A 22,439-nucleotide genomic window follows, 5' to 3' on the forward strand; every position below is an offset into this window, starting at 1 on the left:
GCGGGCGTTGTCCGGCGGGGACAACGGAGGCCCGGAGGGGCGCATGGCGGAGGTCGACGTCTTCCTGCGGCTGCTGTTCGAGCAGGCCGCGGACCCGGATCTGCTGGAGTCCACGGTGAGGGCGTCCCGCAGCAGGTCGGAGCTGGTCGCGGCGCTGCCGGAGGAGGAGACCCGGCGGCACACCCGCGCCCTGCTGCGCGGCGCGCTGGCGGCGCTGCGCGACGGCGGGGAACCGGGCGAGGAGGTGCTGGCCGCGGCCGAGCGGCTGGGGTCGGACCGGGCCCGGCAGGGGGTGCCGGTCGCCGCGTTCCTGGACGGCTTCCAGGCGGGCCGCGCGCATCTGGTGGGACGGCTGATCGAGGAGGGCCGCCGCCTGGGCGTGTCCGCGGACACGCTGCTGGACGGCGTCACCCGGATCGACGCGATCACCACGGCGCTGGTGCACCGGATGGTGCACGCGCACCGCGTCGCCGAGCTGGAGATGGCCCGCACCGCCCGCGAGAGCCATGTCGAGACGCTGCGGCAGCTGCTCCACGGCGAACCGGCGGCGGCGCCGCCCTCGCTGGACCCGGACGGGACGTACCACTGCGTGGTCTCCGACGTCAGCGACCCGGCCGTGGCGAGTCGGCTGGAGGGCGCGCTGGCCGCGGCGGGCCAGGCGCTGTGCGGCCTGGTGGACGGCAGGCTGGCCGGTTTGGTCGCGCGCCTGCCCGCGCTGGGGGACGTGCCGCTGCTGGTGGCCTCGCCCCCCGCCCGGCCCGCCGAGATCCCGCCGCTGTACCGGCTGTGCCGCAGGGCGCTGCGCGCGGGTGCCGCGTCCGGCCTGACGGGGCTTCGGCGGCTCACCGACCTGGCGCTGCCCGCCGTCACCGAGGACGAGCCGGAGCTGGGACGGCTGCTGTCCGCGCGGTTCCTGGACGGGCTGGACCCCGACGACCCGTTCCACCGTGAACTGGCCGAGACCGCCCTGGCGTTCCTCGACCATGGTGGACGCGTCGAGGCCACGGCCGCGGCGCTGCACGTCCACGGCAACACCGTGAAGTACCGGGTGCGCCGCTTCCAGGAACTCACCGGCACCGCACTCACCGGCACTGCGCTGACCGGCACTGCGCTGACCGGCACGGGGCCGACCGGAGGGGAGGGGTCGGCCGTGGTGCTCGCCGCGCACCGGTGGTGGGCGCTGCGCGACTGGATCCGGCGTCCCCGCGGTGATGGGATGAGGACATGAAGATCAGCGTCTTACTGTGGCCGACGCGGTCCTGGCCCGAGACCGGAGCGGTGTGGCGGCACGCCGAGGAGCTGGGTTTCCACTCCGCATGGCTGTACGACCACATCGCGTGGCGGGGCAACACGCCCTGGTACGACGCTTACGCCACGCTGGCGGCCGCGGCGGCGGTGACGTCGCGGATCGGCCTGGGGACGATGGTCACCTCCCCGAACTTCCGGCATCCGGTGCCGACGGCGCACGCGGCCAAGACCATCGACCACATCAGCGGGGGCAGGCTCTCGCTGGGCATCGGCGCGGGCGGCGCCCACCGCACCTCGGACGGCGGCGTTCTGGGCGGCCCGGACTGGACGCCCCGCGAGCGCGCCGACCGCTTCGCCGAGTGGGTGGGGCTGCTCGACCGGCTCCTGACCGAGCCCGAGGTCACCTACGAGGGGACGTACTACTCGGCACGAGAGGTGCGCGGCGGCGGCTGCGTGCAGCGCCCGCGCGTCCCGTTCGTGATCGCGGGGAACGGGCCGAGGGGCATGCGCCTGGCGGCCCGGCACGGCGCGGGCTGGGTCAGCACGGGCGAGCGCGCCGCGGCCGAGGACCCGTGGAGCGCGCTCCGCGCCCGGGTCGAGACGCTGGGCGCGGTGTGCGAGGAGGAGGGGCGCGACCCCGCCACGCTGCGCCGGATCCTGCTGACGGGGTTCACCGGCGAGCCGTGGCTGGAGTCGCCGCGGTCGTTCGCGGACCTGTCCGCCCGCTACGGCGAGCTCGGCTTCGACGAGATCGTGGTGCACTGGCCGCGCGAACGCACCGAATTCGACGGCGACCTGCACCTGGACGGCGATATGAAGGTGTTCGAGTCCATCGCCCCCGCGGGGTGAGCCACGCGCGATCCCGGTCCCGTGCCGGGCGCGACCGTCGAAGGAGACCGCCGCATGCCCTATGTCCTGCTGGCCCTGGCGATCGTGTCGGAGGTCGCGGCGACGCTGTCGCTGCGCGGCTCGGAGGGGCTGTCCAAGGCCGGTCCGACCGTGGTGGTGGTCATCGGCTACCTGGTGTCGTTCGCGCTGCTGGCCAAGGCGCTGACGGCGCTGAACGTGGGTCCCGTGTACGCGATCTGGTCGGCGCTGGGCACGGTCGGGGCGTTCGTGGGCGGGGTGATGCTGTTCGACGAGCCGGTCCGCCCGCTGACGATCGCGGGCGCGGGGATCGTCGTGGTCGGGGTGGTGGTGATGAACCTGGGCGGCGGCGTCAGCCACGGCTGAGCAGCGCCCGCACGGGACGGCGTGGGCGCGCCGGGTTCACATGCGATACCGCCCGCCTTCCTCGCCCCATTCGCCGAACGGCGGATCCCTGCCGGCGTCCAGCATCCCGGACACCGTCTCGTCCAGCAGCACGAACACCAACCGGCGCACCTTGAGCCGCCGCGCGGCGCCGGCCGTCTCGGCGATGCCGGCGCCGGGGCCGGAGAACACCAGGTCGGCCCCCTCCGCCCAGCGCGGGAACGCCGTGTGCTCCGGCGCCCAGATCGCCGTGTGGCGACCGGCGGCGATCCGGTAGCCGTAGAGTCCCCCGCCCACCGGGACGGGGTCGACGCGCAGCGGCCCGTGCCGGAACGGCGCCGCGGCGGGCTCGCACATGCCGGTCTCCCGGGCGATCCGCAGCAGGTCCGGGTGGGGCGCGTCGTCGCGGACGAGCCAGGCGTCCGCGGTCCCGGGCGGCTCGGAGCCCGCGCCGCCGTCGATCCCGACCCGCGTGCGGCCGTACTCGACGAGCAGGCCCGCCGGGGCGAACCGGGGCGACCGCGCCGCTCCGGCCCCGAGCAGGATCAGGCGCGCCATAGCAGGATCGTCACCCCGTGCGGCCGCCGCGTCCACCCCTCCGGGTGGCCGGAGCCCGGTGGCGGGCCTCAGATGGCGAGCAGGCGGTCCACCAGGTCGCGGTAGGCGCGCAGGGACTGCCGCAGCCGCTCGGTGTCGGGCGGCTCGCCTCCCGCGCCGTCCCGCGCCGACTCGTCGACGACGCGCTTGCGGTCGGCGATGGCCCGGCCGAGGGCGTTCACGACCTCGGCCGCCAGCTCTTCGGCGCGGCGTGCCGAGTCCGCCGGGTCGTCCACGAACGCGGCCTGCACGACGTGCCACCGGTCGCGGAATCCGCCGGCCTCCGCCTCGTCCAGCAGGCGCGGGCGCTTGCGCCCGTGCTCGCCCGGCGCCGCCGCCTGCGCGGGCATCGGCCGGGCGGCGGGCCGGGCGGGCGCGCCGCCGCGTTCGCGGCCTTGGTGGGTACGGGGCTCATCGCCCGGACGGGGCGGCTCCGCGGTGCGCGGCGGACCGGGCGTGTCCTGCTTCGGGGCGGGCGGGGTCTTCGGAGGGCCGGCGACCCGGATGTCCGGGGATCCGGCGGGGGTTCGGGGGTCGGGGGGTGTGCCGTGCATGGGACCGGGCTCCCTATGAGCTCTGGGCGGCCCGGTCGCCCGGCAGGGCTCCGAGCAGGTCGTCGAACAGCGCGTGGTAGTGCACCATCGCCTGGCGCAGCTCCTCGGTGGTGGCCTCCCGGCGTCCCGCGCGGACGCCGATGTCGTGACCGCGCCGGTAGTGGTCCAGGACGCCGGCGTGCTCGACCGACAGGTGCTCGATCCGGTCGTCGAAGTCGCGCGTGGGGTAGCCGCGCTCGCCCATCACCACCAGCACCAGCCGGTCCGCCTGCTCGACGGCCGCGCCGGGCTGGTCGACGAACCGCTCCTGGACGGTCAGCCACTGCTCCCGGTAGCGCTCGCGCTGTGCCGGGTCGAGCTCGCGCAGCTCCAGCTCACGGTGCCGCCTGTGGCGGGACATCAGCTCCCGTTCGGCGGCCGCGCGGCCGCCGTGGCGCTCCACGGCGCGGTCGTACTCGGGCCCGAACCGTCGTCTGAGCCGCCGAGTGCGGGCACGGTTCCAGGACGCGTACCCGAACGCGGCCACCAGGGCGAGGAACGCCACGGCGACCACGATCATGAGAATGGTGGACATCGGTCCTCCCTGTGTTCCAGCGATGACCCGCCGATGCCCGGACAATCGCCCTCAAAACAGCGGTAAGGCCGCGCTGCCCGGCCCGCGCGGGGGGAAACGGGCCTCCGTGCTGCGACAACGGAACCGGGCGGATCAGCGAAGATCGCGCCATGTCGGTAGACGGTCGGATGTGATGCGCTCTACGGTGATCGCGTGCTGTGATGGGGGGTCCACACGGTCGCTCGCGCGGCAGGGGCGCGGGCCCTCGGATGGGAAGTGATGCGCGGTGCGCCATGCGTTCGGATTCGTGCTCGGCGTCCTGCTGACCCCCGCGCTGGCGTACGGCGCGGCGTGGGGCTATGTCCAGGCGTTGCAGTCCTTCGACGGGGCCCGGCAGGAGATCACCGACAGCACCCGGATGTACGGGGCCTTCGCGCTGCTGGCCGCGGTCGGGCTGGTCACCGGCGTGATCATCGTGGCGCGCTGGGCCTCGCCGCTGGTCTCCCTGATCCCCTCGCTGGTGCTGCTGGGCCTGTCGGCCTACTTCCTGGTCGACCCCGGCGCGGTGCTCGACCTGCCGGGGAAGGTCCCTCCCGCCGGGGACCTGGACCTCGGGATCCGCACGCTGATGGGCTCGGGCATCTACGCGATGCTCGGGTTCGCCCTGCTCATGCCGACCTGGGCGCCGCGCCGCTGGAGCTCGGACCGCGAGGGCGACGACGAGGACGCCGAGGTGTTCTACTCCGCCGCGCGCTGACCTCCCGGCGCGACGGTCAGGGGGCGGCGGGCCGCCCGTCGAGGTCGTAGGCGTCCTCGCCCCGGTAGAGCCGGGCCACGACCTCCTCGATGTCGGTCTCCCGCAGGTCGATGTGGCGCACGCCGTACCGTCCCGCCAGCTCGGCCACCACCGCGGCGGCGTTGGACGCGCGGGGCAGGCGCAGCCGCGATGCCGCGGGCCAGGTCGTCGGCCAGCCACCACGCTTGCAGGTCCACCGGGCGGTGCAGGTCGATCGCCACGTCCCCACTGCGGATCCGCTCGGTCAGCTCCATCCCGCCGAAGATCTGCACGGGGCCGATCAGCGCCTGGGTGAGGAAGCAGAACGTGACCGCGTCCGCGACGTCGTACCCGCCCAGCCCGGGACGCTCGTTCCACAGCGCGATGAGCAGGTAGGCGCGCAGGAAGCCGAAGACGGTGTTGGTCAGGGCCTCGGCGAAGGCGCTGAGCGGATAGGCGGTATGCCGACGGAACGCGTACCACGCGACCCACGGAAGCACCCCCACTTGCGGAGAGCATACGGAGGTTCGCGCAGCGAATCCATGGGGTGACCGCCGCGGGCCTCCGGGCCCCGCGCGGCGGGCCCGGAGGCTCGGGGTTCAGGCGGTCAGGGCAGCGGGGGCTTGCCGGGGGAGTAGATCCAGGTCTGGAAGAAGGCGTCCAGGTCCTGCCCGGAGACCCGCTCGGCCAGTGCCGTGAACTGCTCGGTGGTGGCGTTGCCGTACCGGTGCTCGGCCACCCACGTGCGCAGCAGCGAGAAGAACTTCCGGTCGCCGATCCGCTCGCGCAGGAACTGCAGCACCATCGCGCCGCCGTCGTACACGCGGTTGTTGAACATCGTGTCCCGCTTCGGATCGGCGATCACCACCGACCACCACGGCCGGTTCGCCGGGTCGGGGAACGGCCGCGCGTTGTAGGTCGCGCGGACCGCGTCGCGCACCGCCGTCCCGCCGTGCAGCTCGTTCCAGTACAGGTGGTTCCAGGTGGCGAAGCTCTCGTTCAGCCAGATGTCCTTCCACCGTGCCGGGGAGACGCTGTCGCCGAACCACTGGTGGGCGAGCTCGTGCGCGATCGTGGTGGTGTCGCGCACGGCCGAGTACACCGGCTTGCCCTGGGTCTCCAGCGAGAAGCCGAGCGGCTGCCCGTTGAAGCGGGCGTCGTCGGCGATGGCCCCGACGGTGCTGAACGGGTACCGGCCCCAGAGCCTCGTCCACAGGTCGGTGGCCTCGTTGGTGGTCTCGAAGAAGAAGTCCACCGCGTCGGGCTGGCCGGCGAGCAGGACCGGGTCGACGGCGGTGTAGTTGGGGGTGCCGAGCGGGGTGCGGCCCGTCCTGACCTCCCACTTGCCGATGTCCAGCGTGGTCAGGTACGAGGCCATCGGCCTGTCCTCGCGCCACTTGTACGTGGTCGCCCCGGTGGCCGAGGCGCGCCTGCTGAACGCGGCCCGCTCCTTCCTCGTCGAGACCAGCACCCCGTTCGTGACCACGCCCAGGCCCTCGGGCACGGTGACGGCGTAGTCGTAGGTGGCCTTGTCGCTGGGGTGGTCGTTCACCGGGAACCAGGTGGAGGGCCCGTTGGGCTCGGCGCCGACGAACGCGCCGTCCGGCGTGTGCAGGAACCCGTACGGTGACCCGAACACGATCGGCGACCCGACGATCGTCTGCGGGACGCCGCCGTAGGTGACGGCCGCCTTGAACGTGCGTCCCTTGCGCAGGCCCTTGCGCGGGGTGATGGTGAGCTCCTGGCCGCGCCGGGTGAAGGACGCCTTGGCGCCGTCGACGGTGACGCGTTCCACGTCCATCCCGGACAGGTCGAGGTTGAAGCTCGACAGGTTCTGGGTGGCCCGTGCCGTCATCGTCACGACGCCGTCGAGCTGGTCGAACTCGGGGTCGTAGGCGAGTTTCAGCGAGTAGTGCCGGGCGTCGTACCCGCCGTTGCCCTCAAGAGGGAAGTAGGGGTCGCCGACGCCGGGCGCGCCGGGGGTGAACCGGTGCTTGCCCGCGGGAGCGGCGGCGGTGGCGGGACCGGCGAGCAGGAGCGTGGTGACCCCTGCGGCGGCCAGCGCGACCGGTAACGTGCGCGGGGGGTGACGCATCGCCATGAGGATCCTCTTCTCGCGTCGTGGGCGATCGGATGACCCCAAGATCGTGAACCCGTCGGGGGATCCTGTCGATGGCGCTGCCGTTAGTGGCCAATTGGTGGCCGATTCGGAATAAGTCGGCGGAATCAGGGTGTGCGGCACCGAACCGCCGGAAGGCCCCTCCTCCGGGTGTAGGGACGGAGGAGGGGCCTTCGCATGCCGGCCGGGGCTGGGCCGGCATCTTCCCTGTGAGCCCGAGAACGGGTTCTGCAAGCCCGGTGTGACGGGTCCCGTGAGCCCGGCGGGACGAGGGAACGCCCAGAGGGGAGACGCCTGGACGGCGGGGGCGGGGGACGGGGCGGCGGCGCGCCCCGCCTCATGGCGTCAGTGGAACTGGGCCTCCTCGGTGGAGCCCTTGAGCGCCGTGGTCGAGGAGTCCGGCGCGATGGCCGTGCTCACCTGGTCGAAGTAGCCGGTGCCGGCCTCGCGCTGGTGCTTGACCGCGGAGAAGCCGCGCTTCACCGCGGCGAACTCACGCTCCTGCAGGTCGACGTAGGCGGTCATGCCCTCGCGGGCGTAGCCGTGCGCCAGATCGAACATGCCGTAGTTGAGAGCGTGGAAGCCGGCCAGCGTGATGAACTGGAACTTGTAGCCCATGTGGCCCAGTTCGCGCTGGAACTTGGCGATGGTCGCGTCGTCCAGGTGCTTGCGCCAGTTGAACGACGGCGAGCAGTTGTAGGCGAGCATCTGGTCGGGGTACTCGGCCTTGACCGCCTCGGCGAACTTGCGCGCCACCTCCAGGTCGGGCGTGCCGGTCTCCATCCAGATGAGGTCGGAGTAGGGCGCGTACGCCTTGGCGCGCGCGATGCACGGCTCGATGCCGTTGCGGACCCGGTAGAAACCCTCGGCGGTGCGCTCGCCGGTGAGGAACGGGTGGTCGCGCTCGTCCACGTCCGTGGTGATGAGGGTGGCGGCCTCGGCGTCGGTCCGCGCGACCACCAGGGTCGGGACGCCCTCGATGTCGGCGGCCAGCCGCGCGGTGTTGAGGGTCTTGACATGCTGCGAGGTCGGGATGAGCACCTTGCCGCCCAGGTGGCCGCACTTCTTCTCGGAGGCCAGCTGGTCCTCCCAGTGCACGCCCGCGGCACCGGCGGCGATCATGCTCTTCATCAGCTCGAAGGCGTTGAGGACGCCGCCGAAGCCGGCCTCGGCGTCGGCCACGATCGGGGCGAGGAAGTGGGTGTCGCCCTCGCCCTCGGCCCACTGCACCTGGTCGGCGCGCAGCAGCGCGTTGTTGATCCGGCGGACGACGGACGGCACCGAGTTGGCCGGGTAGATGCTCTGGTCGGGGTAGGTCTGCCCGGCCAGGTTGGCGTCCGCGGCGACCTGCCAGCCGGACAGGTAGATGGCCTTGAGCCCGGCCTTGACCTGCTGGACGGCCTGCATGCCGGTCAGCGCGCCGAGGGCGTGGACGTAGTCCTCCTCGTGCAGCAGCCGCCACAGGCGCTCGGCGCCGAGGCGGGCGAGCGTGTGCTCCTCCTGGACGGTGCCGCGCAGGCGGACGACGTCCTCGGCGGTGTAGGTGCGCTCGATGCCCTTCCAGCGCGGGTCGGTCTCCCATTGGCGCCGCAGCTCGTCGGCCGCGCCCTTGAGGCGACTCTCAGTCATGATCTTGCCCTTCTCTGTCGTCCCCTGGGTGCTTGCCCAGAACTATGCCCTGGGGACACCGCGCCGCCGAACCGATGAGTAACAGAAGTTCTGCGTTTTTTCCGCTATTCTCAACCTGTGGCGACCTTGCGACCAGAAGAACCCCTCAACTTGACGAGCGATGTCGACCTGGTCACCTTCGGGCAGCGTCTCCGGCATCTGCGCAAGGCGCGCGGCATGACGCTGTCGGAGCTCGGGGAGCGCGTCGGCCGGGCGCCGTCCCAGCTGTCCCTGCTGGAGAACGGGCGGCGCGAGCCCAAGCTGACGCTGTTGCAGTCGCTGGCCGCCGCGCTGGAGGTCCCGGTCGAGGAGCTGCTGCGCCGCCAGCCCCCCAGCCGCCGCGCGCAACTGGAGATCGCCCTGGAGGAGGCGCAGCGCGATCCGCTGTACCGATCGCTGGGGCTGTCCCACCTCAAGGTCGGCAAGCGGCTGCCCAACGAGGTCATCGAGCACATCCTGGCCTTGTACGGGGAGCTGAAGCGCAGCCGTACCAAGCCCACCGCCAGCCCCGAGGAGGCCCGCAAGGCCAACGCCGAGCTGCGCCGCCAGATGCGCGAGCGCGGCAACTACTTCGGCGAGATCGAGCGGCTGGCCGCGCAGACCCTGGACGCCGTCGGCTACCGTGGCGGCGCGGTGTCGCAGGGCATGCTGATGACACTGGTCAACCACTTCGGCTTCGGGCTCCAGTACGTCCAGGACCTGCCACGCTCTGTGAGGTCCATCACCGACCTGCGCAACCGGCGCATCTACCTGGAGCGTGAGCAGCTCGGCATGCACACGCCCCGCACCATCCTCTTGCAGACCCTGGGGCACATCGCCCTCGACCACGACGTGCCCAAGGACTTCGCCGACTTCCTGCGGCAGCGCGTCGAGGCCAACTACTTCGGCGCCGCGATGATGATGCCGGAACGGGCCGTCGTCCCCTACCTCCAGGAGGCCAAGGAGGCGCGCGAGCTGTCCGTGGAGGATCTCGCCGACGTGTTCTCCGTTTCCTACGAGATGGCCGCGCACCGCTTCACCAACGTGGCGACCCACCACCTGGGCCTCCAGTTGCACTTCACCAAGAACGACGAGAACGGCACCATCTACAAGGCGTACGCCAACGACGGGCTGGTCTTCCCCCAGGACGAGGACGGCGCGATCGAGGGCCAGCGGATGTGCCGCGAGTGGGCGGGCCGGCACGTGTTCCAGACCGCCGACCGGTTCTCGGTCTACTACCAGTACACCGACACCCCGACCGGGACGTACTGGTGCCTGTCGCACATCGACCCCAGCCACGAGCGCGACTTCGCGATCACCCTGGGCGTCCGGTACGAGGACTCCCGCTGGTTCCGCGGGAGAGAGACCACCAACCGGGTCAAGTCGGGTTGTCCGGACGGCGACTGCTGCCAGCGCCCCCCGGCCGAGCTGGCCGAGCGCTGGGAGGGCATGGCCTGGCCGTCGGCGCGGGCCCATTCGCACGTCCTGTCGGTGCTGCCGCCGGGCGCGTTCCCCGGCGTGGACGAGGCCGACGTTTACGCGTTCTTGGATCGGCATGCCGCCGGATGACCGATGTGTTGTGGGGACGTTAAGTTCTCGGGTCGGCTGCCATAGGCGCGTTCCAAGAGTGAATCAATCGCGCTGACATGGCGTTTCCTAGCTAAGGGAACATCTCGCCCGAAAGGGCGTTCCCCCGGACGGTCCCGACGGAAGGGAGATCGCGTGCTGCCTGAGGTCGCGTCATGGTGGCGCCGCCGTACCAGTGACTCGGCGGACTGGCCGCTCGACATCCTGCTCGCGGCGAAGGGCGCCACCCGCATCAGCGTCGTGCTGCCGGCCCGTGACGAGGAGGAGACGGTCGGGGGCATCGTCTCCGCCATCCGCACCGCTCTGGTCGAGCAGGCCCCGCTGGTCGACGAGCTCGTGGTGGTCGACTCGCGCTCCACCGACCGGACGGCCGAGGCCGCCGCGGCGGCCGGGGCCGAGGTGGTCGCACAGGACGCCGTGCTGCCCGAGATGGGACGCCTGTCGGGGAAGGGGGAGGCGCTCTGGAAGTCCCTGGCGGTCACGACCGGCGATCTGATCGTCTTCGTGGACGCCGATCTGCGCGCGTTCACCACGTCCTACGTGACCGGACTGCTGGGCCCGCTGCTCACCGACCCCTCGGTCGGCTATGTCAAGGGCGCCTACGAGCGTCCGCTGGGGCACGGCGAGAACCGGGTCGAAGGCGGCGGCGGGCGGGTCACCGAGCTGGTCGCCCGGCCACTGATCAACCTGCACTGGCCGCTGCTCTCGGGCGTCATGCAGCCCCTGGGCGGCGAGTACGCCGGCCGCCGCGCCCTGCTGGAACGGCTGCCGTTCGTCACCGGCTACGGCGTCGAACTCGGCCTGCTCCTGGACGTCTTCCAGGACGCGGGGCTGGACGCCATCGCCCAGGTGGACCTGGGCCGTCGTGAGCACGCGCACCAGTCCACCGAGGCGCTGGGCGCGATGTCGGCGCAGATCATGCTGACCGCCTGGTCACGGCTCCAGCGGCACGGCCGGATGCTGCCACTGGAGACGCCGTCGTCGGCGCTCACCCAGTTCCGCAGGGGGCCGGGCGGCTACGACATCAACGTCAACGATGTCAGCGTGGGCGAACGCCCGCCCATGGCCGAGGTGCCGGCGTACGCCGCGATGCGCCGGCCGGTTCCCTGAGACTCCCGCCGTCAAGGCCGGATCGCCCCTGTCACCAGGGACGATCCGGCCTTACCTTTGAGGCGTCCGCTCGGGGGCACGTCGATCTCCGCCACGCCAAGGTGCTACCGTTGGTAACACGGCCGTATTGGAGAGAGGGTCAATAACGATGACGAGCACCGAGGGCGCTCCGTTCTCCCTGGAACTGGGCGACGACCTGCGTGAGGTCCAGGGGTGGGTGCACGAGTTCGCCCGCGACGTGATCCGTCCAGCCGCCCAGGAGTGGGACGAGCGCGAGGAGACCCCATGGCCACTGATCCAGGAGGCTTCCAAGATCGGCCTTTACTCGCTGGACTTCTTCGCCACCCAATGGCTGGAGCCCACCGGCCTCGGCATCCCGGTGGCCTTCGAGGAGCTGTTCTGGGGGGACGCGGGCATCGCGCTGTCGATCGTGGGCACCGGGCTGGCCGCGGCGTCCATCGCGGCGGTCGGCACGCCCGAACAGACGGGCGAGTGGGTGCCGCAGATGTTCGGCACGCCCGATGACGTGAAACTGGGCGCGTTCTGCGCCTCCGAGCCGGACGCGGGCAGCGACGTGGGGGCCATCCGCACGCGGGCGGTCTACGAGGAGGCCAGCGACGAGTGGGTGCTCAACGGCCGGAAGACCTGGGCCACCAACGGCGGCATCGCCGACGTCCACGTGGTGGTCGCCTCGGTCCACCCGGAGCTGGGCAGCCGGGGCCAGGCCAGTTTCATCGTCCCGCCGAACACGCCTGGGCTGAAGCAGGGCCAGAAGTTCAGGAAGCACGGCATCCGCGCCTCGCACACCGCCGAGGTGATCCTGGACGACGTACGGCTGCCCGGCTCGCTGATCGTGGGCGGCAAGGAACGGTTCGACGAGCGCATCGCCCGGGTGCGCGAGGGCAAGAGCGCCAAGGCCCAGGCCGCCCTCAAGACGTTCGAGACCACCCGTCCGTCGGTCGGCGCGATGGCCCTCGGCGTCGCCCGCGCGGCCTACGACTACGCGCTGGAGTACGCCCGCGAGCGCGAGCAGTTCGGCCGGAAGATCGGCGACTTCCAGGCCGTCGCGTTCAAGCTGGCCGACATGAAATGCCAGATCGACGCGGCCAGGCTCATGGTGTGGCGGGCCGCCTGGATGGCCCGCAACGGCAAGGAGTTCACCAGCGCCGAGGGCTCCATGGCCAAGTTGATGGCCAGCGAGGCCGCCGTCCGCTGCACCGAGGAGGCCATCCAGATCCTCGGCGGCAACGGCTACACCCGCGAGTACCCGGTCGAGCGGATGCACCGCGACTCCAAGATCTTCACCATCTTCGAGGGGACCAGCGAGATCCAGCGCCTGGTCATCGGCCGCAGCATCACCGGCCTCCCCGTCCGCTGACCAGTGCGTTTGCCCTCCGCTTGGCACTCCCGCCACCCGGTGACGGGTCCGGGCCGACGAGACCTTTACCCGCGCGGTCCCTCTTTCGGGAGACGCCCGGTGGCCGATCATGGACGTGCCCGCCCCGAACACCACGATCGTCGATGAGCCCATGGGCCGCCCGCCCCCAACCTGACCTTGGAAGGCGCCACCGTGCTCGACGAGTGTCCTTGTGCCGCTCGACCACCGCGTGGGACGTCGGCCGGTGGGCCCGGCGTGGGGTGACACGGCGTGGTGGCGTACGGTGCTGCTCATGACGGCGGCGGAGGCGGCGAGCACGGGGTCGCGCCGCGATCCCGACCGGCGGCGCGCCCTGCTGGAGGCGGCCGACCGGGTGATCCAGCGGGAGGGCCCGGAGGCGTCCATGGCGTCCATCGCCGCCGAGGCCGGGATCAGCAAGCCGATCCTGTACCGCCACTTCGGCGACAAGAGCGGTCTCTACCAGGCGCTGGCCGAACGGCACACGCGCCGCCTGGTCGAGGGGATCCGCGCGGAGTTCTCCCGGTCCGACTCGGCCCGTGCCCGCGCCCGCTCCACCATCGACACCTACCTGGCGATCATCTCGGCCAATCCGAATCTGTACCGGTTCCTGATGCACCGGGCCAGCGCCGAGGACGCGGCCACCCACAGCGCGATGAGCACGATGATCCGCGGGGTGAGCCGGGAACTGGCCGAGGTGATGATCGCCGAGGGGGACGGGGCGGGCGGACCGATCGACCGCACCCGCGCCTACGTGTGGGGGCACGCGGTCGTCGGGATGGTACAGACGGCCGGGGACTGGTGGCTGGATCACGCCGGGGAGGTGCCCCGGTCCGTGGTGGTCGATACGCTGGCGGACCTGATCCTCGCCGGGTTCCCCCGGGACGCCGGCCCTGCGTGAGAAGCGCCCCCCATGAACAGCACCGAGGTGACCGTGCAGACCACCGACCCCCGCTCCGGCCCGCTGCCCGAACCCGCCGTCGTGTCCGACGAGCGCCCCTGGGGCGGCTTCGAGCGCTTCACGCTGAACGAGCCGTCCACGGTGAAGCTCATCCACGTACGGCCCGGACAGCGGCTCAGCCTCCAGCGCCACCGCGACCGCGACGAGCTGTGGGTCGCGCTGGACCCCGGCGCCGTCTTCGAGGTGGCCGGGCGCCGCTTCGAGCCCGAGGTGGGCGAGCGGGTCTTCATCCGCCGGGGCGAGACGCACCGGCTCGGCTCGTCGGGCCCGGCCGTGCGGGTCATGGAGATCGCCTTCGGGGACTTCGACGAGGACGACATCGAACGCCTCGACGACGCCTACGGCCGCGCCTGATGGACCTCGAACGGTTGGCCGGCCCTCTGGGCGAGGTGCTCGCCGCACGGTACGGGCCCGGCGCCCAGGTGCGCGGGCTCAGCCGGGCGCAGGGCGGCGCGTCCAGGGTGACCTGCGCGTTCGAGGTCGTGACGGCGGAGGGCCGGGCCCATCCCCTCATCCTGAGGCTCTCCACCCGTGGCGCCATGGCCGGTGCCCCGCTGACGCGCGAGGCCGAGCTGATGCGCGCCGCGGGAGCCGCCGGCGTGCCGAGCCCCGAGGTCATCGCGTCCGGAGGCGAGGATGGCCCGCTCGGCACCGAGTTCGTGGTGATGGAGCGGGTGGAGGGCGAGACCATCCCGCGCCGCATCCTGCGCGACCCCGCGCTCGCCGCGGCCCGCGCGCGGCTCGCCGGGCAGTGCGGGGAGATCCTCGCGGCCGTCCACCGCATCCCGGTGGACGCCGTCCCCGGGCTGGAACGCGACGACCCGTTGCGGCTCTGGACGGACATCCTGGACGGCATCGGCGAGCCGCACCCGGCCCTGGAGTTCGGGCTGCGGTGGCTGGAGCGCAACCGCCCGCCCCGGGTCACGCCCACCGTGGTCCACGGCGACTTCCGCAACGGCAACATCATCGTCGGCGAGGACGGCATCAGAGCCGTGCTCGACTGGGAACTGGCCCACCTCGGCGACCCCCTGGAGGACCTGGGCTGGCTGTGCGTGAAGGCATGGCGGTTCGGGGCCGAGCCGCCGGTCGGCGGCTTCGGCGCCTACGACCAGCTCATCGAGGCGTACGAGAAGGCCGGCGGCACCCGGGTCGACCGCGACGCGCTGCACTGGTGGGAGACGTTCGGCGTGACGCGGTGGGGCATCATCTGCGCCATGCAGGCGCGGCGCCACATGTCGGGCGGCGAACGCTCGGTCGAGCTGGCCACCCTGGGACGCCGCGTCGCCGAGAACGAGTGGGACCTGCTGCGGATGCTCCCGTAGCGGAACCGGCCTCGCTCTCCGCTCCGGGTGCGCGTCAGCGTAGCCCGAACTCCCAGTTGCGTCCCTTGCCGTACTCGCGGAGGATGCGGCGCGCGGTGGTGGTGATGTGCACCTCGTCCGGTCCGTCGAAGATCCGGCCCGCGCGGGCGTGCCGGTACATGTGGCCCAGCGGGGTGTCCTCGGTCAGGCCCTCCGCGCCGTGCACCTGGATGGCCCGGTCGATGACGTTGTGCAGCATCCGCGCCGCCACCACCTTGATGGCCCCGATCTCGACCCTCGCCTCCGATCCCAGGCCGTCGCCCGCCGAGTCGATCTTGTGGGCGGCGTGCAGGGTGAGCAGGCGGGACGCCTGGATCTCGGTGTAGGAGTCGAACACGTGCTGTTGCAGCAACTGCTTCTCGTGCAGCGGCCCGCCGAACGCCGTCCGCTGGTGCAGCCGCTCGCACATCAGGTCGAACGCGCGCTGCGCCTGGCCGAGGAACCGCATGCAGTGGAAGATCCGCCCCGGGCCGAGGCGCTCCTGCGCGATGACGAAGCCGTGCCCGCGCGGCCCCAGCAGGTTGCTCTCGGGGACGCGGACGCCGTCGTAGACCACCTCGCAGTGCCCGCCGTCCAGCCCGAGCACCGGGGTGTCGCGGACGATCGTGTAACCGGGCGTGTCCGTCGGCACCAGGATCATGCTGAACGACAGGTACGGTGAGGTGTCCTCCGGCTCGGTGCGGCACATGACCGTGGTGTAGGCCGCCATGTTCGCCGCCGTGGTGAACCACTTGCGTCCCCGGATCACCCACTCGCCGCCTTCCAGCGTCGCCGTCGTGGTGAGCTGGGTCGGATCGGAGCTGGAGATGCCCGGCTCGGTCATGGCGAAGCTGGGGAAGGTCTCGCCTCGCACCAGCGGCCCCAGGAACCTCTCACGCTGGGCCTCGCTGGCGTACCGGTGCAGCATGAGCGAGTCCTGGAGGGTGTAGGTGCCCAGCGCCAGCTGCCCGTATTCGCTGCGTCCCTGCACCTCGTTCACGTACACGTAGTCCAGGAACGACAGGCCGCCACCGCCCAGTTCCTTGGGGTGGCCCAGCGCCCACAGCCCTTCCTGCTTGGCCTCGCGCTGGAGCCCGGCCAGCGCCTCCGCGGCCTCCTCGCCGCCCTTGTGCAGGACCGGCTCGGCGGGCTCCACCCGCTCGGTCATGAACGCGTACACCGCGTCCCGCACGGGACGTACGGACGCGGGGACCTCGAAGCTCATCGGCGCTGCCTCTCCAGGATCGTCCGGCTGCCCCCACCCTGCTACCGAATGCCGTTCTGTGGCAAGCGCGCCGCAGACCTAGGATCGCCTCCGTGACACCACCCCATGACGCGCCCTCCGCCCGCGAGCTGGTGGAGGCGGTTCGTGAATTCTTGGAGAACGACGTGGCGGGCGCGCTGTCCGGCCGCGCCCGCTTCCACGCGCTGGTCGCGGTGAACGCGCTGTCGATCGTGGAGCGGGAGATGGAGCTGGGCGCGGGCCAGGCCGAGCGGCACCGGGCACGGCTGGCCGCGCTGGGCTTCGCGGACGACGCCGAGCTGGCCGCGGCGATCAGGGCGGGGGAGATCGACGGCCGCGCCGCCGAGGTCAAGGACGTGCTGGTGGAGACCGTCCGGGACAAGCTGCTGGTCGCCAACCCGCCGTACCTGGAGTCCTGAGCTGGTACGGGCGCCCCGGGCCACCCGCTCCGGCTTCCGCCCGGGACGTCACACCGTGCGGTCGGCGGCGGTCTTCGGCTCGTGCCGGACGTCGTCGGGGGAGTCCAGCTCCCGCGTCCAGGCGGCGAACTCGACCAGGATGCCGTCGGGGTCCTTGAAGTAGATCGAGCGCACGAACACCCCGTCGTGCATCTCCCGCGCCACGCCGAACTCGCTGTCGTCGTGGTTGAGCAGGGTGCCCACGTCGATGCCCTTGGCGATCAGCCGGTCCCGGTACTCCTCGATCCTCTCCGGCGGCACGTCGAAGGCGATGTGGTTCATGGACCCGACCGCCGACAGCAGCTCGCCCCGGTCCGGGAGGTTCTTCGGGGCCGACACGCCGGGCACGCCCTCGGGCGCGTCCGGGAACCAGAAGAACGCCAGCGCGTTCCCGCCGCCGCAGTCGAAGAAGAAGTGCTGGCCCCAGCCCATGGGCAGCTCGATCGTCTTGATCAGCGGCATGCCCAGCACGCCCTGGTAGAAGTCGACCGTTCGCTTCATGTCGCTGCACACCAGCGCCACGTGGTTCACCCCGCGAAGCTCGAACTCGGGGTTCTTCCGGTCCATGAGCGGGCCCTTCGTAAGCGATCCCTTGCAACCTCATCATGGCAAGAGGCGACCCGTATGCAAACCCCGGTCCCCGGCCGCGGTGCTTGGACGCCGGCCCGCGAGCCCGGTACGCTCTGTGCATGCGAACCGTGAACCGCCCTCATCAAGACTGGTGGTGGCGCCGCTAAGGCGGCGCCGGTTCGAGCATTCCGACATCCAGGCGACCGCCCTCACCCGGCGGTCGCCGCCGTCTCTCCGCGGCCGGCCAGGGTCGAGGGCCTGACACCTTGAGGGGCCACCGCGGTGGAGACCGTCCCAGAAGGATCGCGCCCACAGCGATCCAGCACTCAGCCATCCGACACAGAGCGATCCACCATTGAAAGCGCCATCGAAGGCGCCATCGAAGGGCCTGAAGGGTCGCGGCACGGCGAGTACGTGACGGCCGGGGGCGTGCGGGTGATCCGCACGGCCGTCCCGGTCGACCCCGAGCGCAAGTCCGACGCGCTGAACGCCCTCGTCGCCGCGCTGGGGGAGCGGCGCGGCGGCGTGCTCAGCTCCGGCATGGAGTATCCGGGCCGCTACAGCCGCTGGCACATGGGCTACCGCGACCCCTGCCTGGAGGTCGTCGCGCGTGGCCGCACGGTCACCGCGCGGGCCCTCAACGAGCGGGGCCGGGTGCTGATCCGCGCGATCGGCCCCGTCCTGCGCGGCACCGGGGAGACCCGCGCCGACGAGCCCGGACGGGTCGAGGTGTTCGTCCCGGAGAGCGGGGAGTTCTTCACCGAGGAGGAGCGCAGCCGCCGGCCCACCGTCTTCACCGCCCTGCGCGCCGTGATCGACCTGTTCCGCTGCGACGACCCCCACCTCGGCCTGTGGGGGGCGTTCGGGTACGACCTGTCGCTCCAGTTCGAGCCGCTGCGCACGCGCCTGGAGCGCCCCGCCGACCAGCGCGACCTCGTGCTGCACCTGGCGGACGAGCTGATCGTCGTGGACCGGAAGCTGGAGATCTCCCACCGGGTGTCCTACGACTTCGTGGTGGACGGGACGAGCACCGCCGGCCTTCCCCGCGAGACGGAGCCGACGCCCCTCACCACGGCCGCCGAGCTGCCGCCGCAGCCCGTCCCCGGCGCGTACGCGCAGATGGTCCGGGAGGCCAAGGAGAAGTTCGTCCGCGGTGACCTGTTCGAGGTGACCCCCGGGCACGCGATGTACGGGCGCTGCGACTCGCCCTCGGCGTTCTTCGAGCGGCTGCGCGAGACCAACCCCGCGCCGTTCGAGTTCCTGTTCAACCTGGGCGAGGGCGAGCACCTGGTCGGGGCGTCGCCGGAGATGTTCGTCCGGGTGACCGGGGACCGGGTGGAGACCTGCCCGATCGCCGGGACGATCCGCCGTGGCGGCGACCCCCTGGAGGACGCCGAGCAGATCCGCGCGATCCTGTCCTCGGCCAAGGACGAGTCCGAGCTGACCATGTGCACCGACGTGGACCGCAACGACAAGTCGCGGATCTGCGTCCCCGGCAGCGTGAAGGTGCTGGGCCGGCGGCAGATCGAGCTGTACTCGCGGCTGATCCACACCGTCGACCACATCGAGGGGCGGCTGCGTCCCGGGTTCGACGCGCTGGACGCGTTCCTCACGCACATGTGGGCGGTCACCGTCACCGGCGCGCCCAAGACCTGGGCGATGCAGTTCATCGAGGACCACGAGGACGCGCCGCGCCGCTGGTACGGCGGCGCCGTCGGGTTCGTGGGCTTCGACGGGTCGATGAACACCGGGCTCACGCTGCGCACCGCCCAGATCAAGGACGGCGTCGCGACCGTCCGCGCGGGGGCCACGCTGCTGTACGACTCCGACCCCGAGGAGGAGGAGCGGGAGACCCACCTCAAGGCCAGCGCGCTGCTCCAGGCGCTGGCCCAGTCACAGGCGGGGACGGCCGGGGGCGGCACGGCGGAGCCGGACGGCGCGGAGGACGAGCGGGCGGGGGAGGGCCTCAAGGTCCTCGTGGTCGACCACGAGGACTCCTTCGTCAACACCCTGGCCGACTACTTCCGGCAGCAGGGCGCCGAGGCGGTCACGCTGCGGCACGGCTTCCCGCTGCGGATGCTGGACGAGCTCGCCCCCGACCTGGTCGTGCTGTCGCCGGGCCCGGGACGCCCGGAGGACTTCGCCACCGCGGCGCTGCTGGACGCCCTCGACGAGCGGGGCCTGCCGGTGTTCGGGGTGTGCCTGGGCCTCCAGGCGATGGTGGAGCACGCGGGCGGCGAGCTGGCGTTGCTGCCCGAGCCGTCGCACGGCAAGCCGGGCCGGGTGCGGGTGTGCAGTGGCGAGCTGCTGGAAGGGCTGCCGGAGGAGTTCACCGCCGCGCGCTACCACTCGCTGCACGCCACCCCGGAACGGGTGAAGGGCTACCAGGTCACGGCGCTGACCGGGGACGTCGTGATGGCCATCGAGGACCCCGAGCGACGGCGCTGGGCGGTGCAGTTCCACCCCGAGTCGATCCTCACCGCGACCGGGCGGGCGGGGCACCGGATCGTGGCGAACGCGCTGCGGCTGTGCCGCGCGCCGGCCGCCGTTCCGGCCACGACGAAAAGGTAGAAACGGGCATCCTCCCTTGGTCCGGCGTTTACCGGGCGCGGGGCGGGGGACCCCGCGCCCATGCTCACCTTGCTCTGGCTCATCGCGGTAGTCCTGATCGTCGCCGGTATCTACGTCATCATCGCCCGGCGCGAGCTGATCTTCGGCATCGTGCTGATCGTGCTCGGCTTCCTGGTGGGGCCGGGCGGTGTCAGCATCTTCAATCCCTGACCGGCGCCCAGCGCCCGCCCTCCCTCCCCGAGACCACCCGCCCGGACGGATGTCCGGGCGGGCGCCGTTTCGGGACTCCGGCGGCGGGAGAAGGACGCTGGGCAAACGGCGAGAAAAGCTGACACGATCTGTCAGGTCTGGCTGCCAGCATTTTCGTCATGAGCGAGAACACGAATGACGGCCGCCCGCTGGCCGGGAAGATCGCCCTGGTCGCGGGGGCGACGCGCGGCGCCGGGAGGGGCACCGCCGTGGAACTGGGCGCCGCGGGCGCCACCGTCTACTGCACCGGCCGTTCCACCCGGGAGCGGCGCTCGGAGGTGGACAGGCCGGAGACCATCGAGGAGACCGCGGAACTGGTCACCGCGGCCGGGGGCGAGGGCATCCCGGTCCGGGTGGACCATCTCGACCCCGCGCAGGTGACCCGGCTGGTCGAGCGGATCGACGCCGACCACGGCCGGCTCGACATCCTGGTGAACGACATCTTCGGCGCCGACCACCTCTGGAACTTCCGCGAGAAGCTGTGGGACCGCCCGGTCGAGGACGGCCTGCGGCTGCTGCGCCTGGGCATCGACACCCACGCCATCACCAGCCACCGCGCGCTGCCGTTGATGATCAAGAACCCCGGCGGGCTGGTGGTCGAGATGACCGACGGGACGGCCGAGTCCAACGCCTCCTACCGCTGGGAGTCCGGCTTCTTCTACGACCTGTGCAAGTGGGCCGGGATCCGGATGGGGATGACCCTGGCCGAGGAGATCAAGCCGTACGGCTGCACCGCCGTGGCCCTCACGCCGGGCTGGATGCGGTCGGAGGCGATGCTGGACTCCTTCGGCGTCACCGAGGACAACTGGCGGGACGCGACACAGGTCGAGGAGCACTTCGCGATCTCCGAGACGCCCGCGTTCACCGGGCGGGCCGTGGTCGCGCTGGCCTCCGATCCCGACCGGCACCGCTGGAACGGGCGGTCGCTGTCCAGCGGCGGCCTGGCCCAGGAGTACGGGTTCACCGACGTCGACGGCAGCCGCCCGGACGCCTGGCGCTATGCCATGGAGGTCCAGTGGGCGGGCAAGCCCGCCGACGTCACGGGGTACCGCTGAGACATCGGGGGTCCCGCCGGGTCACGGGGCGCCGGCCGGGTCACGGGGCGCCGCCGGAGGGGCGCCGGTAGAGGGCGGCGACGCCGGCCGCGGTGGCGGCGATGAGCTCGCGCAGCTCGGGCGGGTCCAGCACCTCGACCTCCGTCCCGAGCCGCAGCAGCTCATGGCAGGCCACCTCGGGGAACTCGATCGGCAGGGTGGTGGTCACCCACCCGTCGGCGTCGGGTTCCCCGGCGTCCTCCAGCGCGCGGCGCGCCGCGTACGGCTCGACCGCGTACCGCAGCAGCCGCCGCCCGCGCGGGCCGAGCCGGATGGTGATCTCCTCCCGCAGCAGCGACCGCAGGAAGTCCTCGGCCTGGGCCGCCCAGTGACCGGGCAGGTCGAAGTCCTCGTCCCTGTCGAAGCGCCGCCCGGCCGGGCGCAGGTCGTCGATCCGGTCCACGCGGTAGGTGCGGTGCCGGCCGCCGGCCTTGGCGACCAGGTACCAGGTGCCGTTCTTCAGGACCAGCCCGTACGGCTCCACCGTGCGCACGCCATCGCCGTCCGCGCCGGATGCGCCGGAGGCGCCGTCCCCGCCGGACGCGCGTGCGCGCCGGTAGCGGAACTCGACCACCTCGTCATGCCAGACCGCCCGGGTCAGGTCGCGCAGGACGGGCGGCGGGCCGGACTCGCCGAACCAGCCGGGGGCGTCCAGGTGGAAGCGGCGGCCCGCGCGCTCGGGGGCGTCCCGCAGACCCGGCGGGAGCGCCGCCAGCACCTTGAGCTCCGCCGCCGCCACCGCGTCGGCGAGGCCCATGTCCTCGGCCGGTCCCGGCAGCCCGGCCAGGAACAGGGCCTCGGCCTCCTCCCTGCTGAGGCCGGTCAGCCGCGTCCGGTACCCGCCGACGAGCCGGTACCCGCCGCCCCTGCCGTGCTCGGCGTACACCGGGACGCCGGCCGCCGACAGCGCCTCCACGTCCCGGTAGACCGTCCGCTCCGAGACCTCCAGCTCGCGGGCCAGCTCGGCGGCGGTCATCGACTCCCGCGACTGGAGCAGGAGGACCAGGGAGATCAGCCGGGACGCACGCACCCACCCATTCTTACATTTTCGTGTTAGAAAGCGGGAATGCCGCTGTCGCGGGCGGTGAGCCGGTTGCTAGCGTCGCCGCGTGACCA

Annotated in this window: 23 protein-coding genes; 14 read left to right on the forward strand and 9 right to left on the reverse strand. The window is 72.2% G+C overall.

Going from position 1 to position 22,439, the window contains the following annotated elements:
• The first annotated feature begins 43 nt into the window (after window positions 1–43).
• From QSK21_RS02995 to QSK21_RS03005, 3 genes are read left to right on the forward strand one after another with little or no spacing between them, the layout of a single operon-like run.
• Window positions 44–1,228: an RsbRD N-terminal domain-containing protein gene (locus tag QSK21_RS02995; RefSeq protein ID WP_285693541.1), complete on the forward strand. Its 1,185-nt coding sequence runs from the start codon at window positions 44–46 to the stop codon at window positions 1,226–1,228.
• A complete protein-coding gene (locus QSK21_RS03000; protein WP_285693543.1) occupies window positions 1,225–2,097 on the forward strand; it encodes an LLM class flavin-dependent oxidoreductase in 873 nt (290 codons plus the stop codon). The genes QSK21_RS02995 and QSK21_RS03000 overlap by 4 nt, the downstream gene beginning before the upstream one ends.
• A 54-nt stretch (window positions 2,098–2,151) precedes the next feature.
• Window positions 2,152–2,481, forward strand: a complete 330-nt coding sequence (locus tag QSK21_RS03005; protein ID WP_285693545.1) for a DMT family transporter — start codon at window positions 2,152–2,154, stop codon at window positions 2,479–2,481.
• Window positions 2,482–2,517: 36 nt separating this feature from the next.
• On the opposite strand, the gene QSK21_RS03010 is transcribed toward QSK21_RS03005, so the two are convergent.
• From QSK21_RS03010 to QSK21_RS03020, 3 genes are all read right to left on the reverse strand, one after another.
• Window positions 2,518–3,057 (reverse strand): hypothetical protein, encoded by a 540-nt coding sequence (locus QSK21_RS03010; RefSeq protein ID WP_285693548.1) that lies wholly within the window; start codon window positions 3,055–3,057, stop codon window positions 2,518–2,520.
• 68 nt (window positions 3,058–3,125) lie between these two features.
• Window positions 3,126–3,650 (reverse strand): hypothetical protein, encoded by a 525-nt coding sequence (locus QSK21_RS03015; protein WP_285693551.1) that lies wholly within the window; start codon window positions 3,648–3,650, stop codon window positions 3,126–3,128.
• A 13-nt stretch (window positions 3,651–3,663) separates the two neighbouring features.
• The gene (locus tag QSK21_RS03020; protein WP_285693554.1) at window positions 3,664–4,224 is read right to left on the reverse strand and encodes a hypothetical protein; all 561 of its coding nucleotides are present in this window, start codon (window positions 4,222–4,224) and stop codon (window positions 3,664–3,666) included.
• Window positions 4,225–4,489: 265 nt separating this feature from the next.
• On the opposite strand from QSK21_RS03020, the gene QSK21_RS03025 reads away from it, so the two are divergent.
• On the forward strand, window positions 4,490–4,960 hold the full coding sequence (locus tag QSK21_RS03025; protein WP_285693556.1) for a hypothetical protein: 471 nt from the start codon (window positions 4,490–4,492) through the stop codon (window positions 4,958–4,960).
• On the opposite strand, the gene QSK21_RS03030 is transcribed toward QSK21_RS03025, so the two are convergent.
• From QSK21_RS03030 to aceA, 3 genes are all read right to left on the reverse strand, one after another.
• The gene (locus QSK21_RS03030; protein ID WP_285693559.1) at window positions 4,942–5,484 is read right to left on the reverse strand and encodes an ABC-2 family transporter protein; all 543 of its coding nucleotides are present in this window, start codon (window positions 5,482–5,484) and stop codon (window positions 4,942–4,944) included. The two genes, QSK21_RS03025 and QSK21_RS03030, sit on opposite strands and share 19 nt — an antisense overlap.
• Window positions 5,485–5,585: 101 nt before the next feature.
• Entirely contained in the window at window positions 5,586–7,079 is a 1,494-nt protein-coding gene (locus QSK21_RS03035) for a M1 family metallopeptidase (RefSeq protein WP_285693561.1), read from the reverse strand.
• 363 nt (window positions 7,080–7,442) lie between these two features.
• On the reverse strand, window positions 7,443–8,726 hold the full coding sequence (gene aceA, locus QSK21_RS03040; protein ID WP_285693563.1) for an isocitrate lyase: 1,284 nt from the start codon (window positions 8,724–8,726) through the stop codon (window positions 7,443–7,445).
• A gap of 150 nt (window positions 8,727–8,876) precedes the next feature.
• On the opposite strand from aceA, the gene QSK21_RS03045 reads away from it, so the two are divergent.
• The 6 genes from QSK21_RS03045 to QSK21_RS03070 all read left to right on the forward strand — a co-directional run bounded on the left by QSK21_RS03045 (window position 8,877) and on the right by QSK21_RS03070 (window position 15,120).
• A complete protein-coding gene (locus QSK21_RS03045; RefSeq protein WP_285693565.1) occupies window positions 8,877–10,313 on the forward strand; it encodes a helix-turn-helix domain-containing protein in 1,437 nt (478 codons plus the stop codon).
• A gap of 153 nt (window positions 10,314–10,466) precedes the next feature.
• Entirely contained in the window at window positions 10,467–11,441 is a 975-nt protein-coding gene (locus tag QSK21_RS03050; protein ID WP_285693568.1) for a glucosyl-3-phosphoglycerate synthase, read from the forward strand.
• Window positions 11,442–11,589: 148 nt separating this feature from the next.
• The gene (locus QSK21_RS03055; RefSeq protein ID WP_285693570.1) at window positions 11,590–12,819 is read left to right on the forward strand and encodes an acyl-CoA dehydrogenase family protein; all 1,230 of its coding nucleotides are present in this window, start codon (window positions 11,590–11,592) and stop codon (window positions 12,817–12,819) included.
• Between the two features lie 292 nt (window positions 12,820–13,111).
• On the forward strand, window positions 13,112–13,738 hold the full coding sequence (locus tag QSK21_RS03060) for a TetR family transcriptional regulator (protein ID WP_285693572.1): 627 nt from the start codon (window positions 13,112–13,114) through the stop codon (window positions 13,736–13,738).
• Window positions 13,739–13,750: 12 nt separating this feature from the next.
• The gene (locus QSK21_RS03065; RefSeq protein WP_285693574.1) at window positions 13,751–14,152 is read left to right on the forward strand and encodes a phosphomannose isomerase type II C-terminal cupin domain; all 402 of its coding nucleotides are present in this window, start codon (window positions 13,751–13,753) and stop codon (window positions 14,150–14,152) included.
• Entirely contained in the window at window positions 14,152–15,120 is a 969-nt protein-coding gene (locus tag QSK21_RS03070; protein WP_285693576.1) for a phosphotransferase family protein, read from the forward strand. Before QSK21_RS03065 ends, QSK21_RS03070 begins: the two co-directional genes overlap by 1 nt.
• A gap of 34 nt (window positions 15,121–15,154) precedes the next feature.
• Here the strand turns inward: QSK21_RS03070 and QSK21_RS03075 are convergent, their stop codons facing one another.
• Window positions 15,155–16,363: an acyl-CoA dehydrogenase family protein gene (locus QSK21_RS03075; protein ID WP_285693578.1), complete on the reverse strand. Its 1,209-nt coding sequence runs from the start codon at window positions 16,361–16,363 to the stop codon at window positions 15,155–15,157.
• A 92-nt stretch (window positions 16,364–16,455) separates the two neighbouring features.
• Here QSK21_RS03075 and QSK21_RS03080 point away from each other — a divergent pair, with 92 nt between their 5' ends.
• Window positions 16,456–16,800, forward strand: a complete 345-nt coding sequence (locus QSK21_RS03080) for a DUF6285 domain-containing protein (RefSeq protein WP_285693580.1) — start codon at window positions 16,456–16,458, stop codon at window positions 16,798–16,800.
• Between the two features lie 48 nt (window positions 16,801–16,848).
• Here the strand turns inward: QSK21_RS03080 and QSK21_RS03085 are convergent, their stop codons facing one another.
• On the reverse strand, window positions 16,849–17,406 hold the full coding sequence (locus QSK21_RS03085) for a VOC family protein (RefSeq protein ID WP_285693582.1): 558 nt from the start codon (window positions 17,404–17,406) through the stop codon (window positions 16,849–16,851).
• 417 nt (window positions 17,407–17,823) lie between these two features.
• Here QSK21_RS03085 and QSK21_RS03090 point away from each other — a divergent pair, with 417 nt between their 5' ends.
• From QSK21_RS03090 to QSK21_RS03100, 3 genes are all read left to right on the forward strand, one after another.
• Window positions 17,824–19,980, forward strand: coding sequence for an anthranilate synthase component I (locus QSK21_RS03090; RefSeq protein WP_285693584.1), 2,157 nt, complete (start codon window positions 17,824–17,826; stop codon window positions 19,978–19,980).
• 60 nt (window positions 19,981–20,040) lie between these two features.
• Window positions 20,041–20,190 carry a GPGG-motif small membrane protein gene (locus QSK21_RS03095; protein WP_285693586.1) on the forward strand — a complete coding sequence of 50 codons (150 nt, stop codon included), beginning with the start codon at window positions 20,041–20,043 and terminating at the stop codon, window positions 20,188–20,190.
• Between the two features lie 158 nt (window positions 20,191–20,348).
• Window positions 20,349–21,284 carry an SDR family oxidoreductase gene (locus tag QSK21_RS03100; RefSeq protein WP_285693588.1) on the forward strand — a complete coding sequence of 312 codons (936 nt, stop codon included), beginning with the start codon at window positions 20,349–20,351 and terminating at the stop codon, window positions 21,282–21,284.
• Between the two features lie 40 nt (window positions 21,285–21,324).
• Here the strand turns inward: QSK21_RS03100 and QSK21_RS03105 are convergent, their stop codons facing one another.
• A complete protein-coding gene (locus QSK21_RS03105) occupies window positions 21,325–22,353 on the reverse strand; it encodes a helix-turn-helix transcriptional regulator (RefSeq protein WP_285693590.1) in 1,029 nt (342 codons plus the stop codon).
• Window positions 22,354–22,439 lie beyond the last annotated feature (86 nt).

This window comes from Actinomadura sp. NBRC 104412 (assembly GCF_030269515.1).
GTDB lineage: Bacteria > Actinomycetota > Actinomycetes > Streptosporangiales > Streptosporangiaceae > Spirillospora.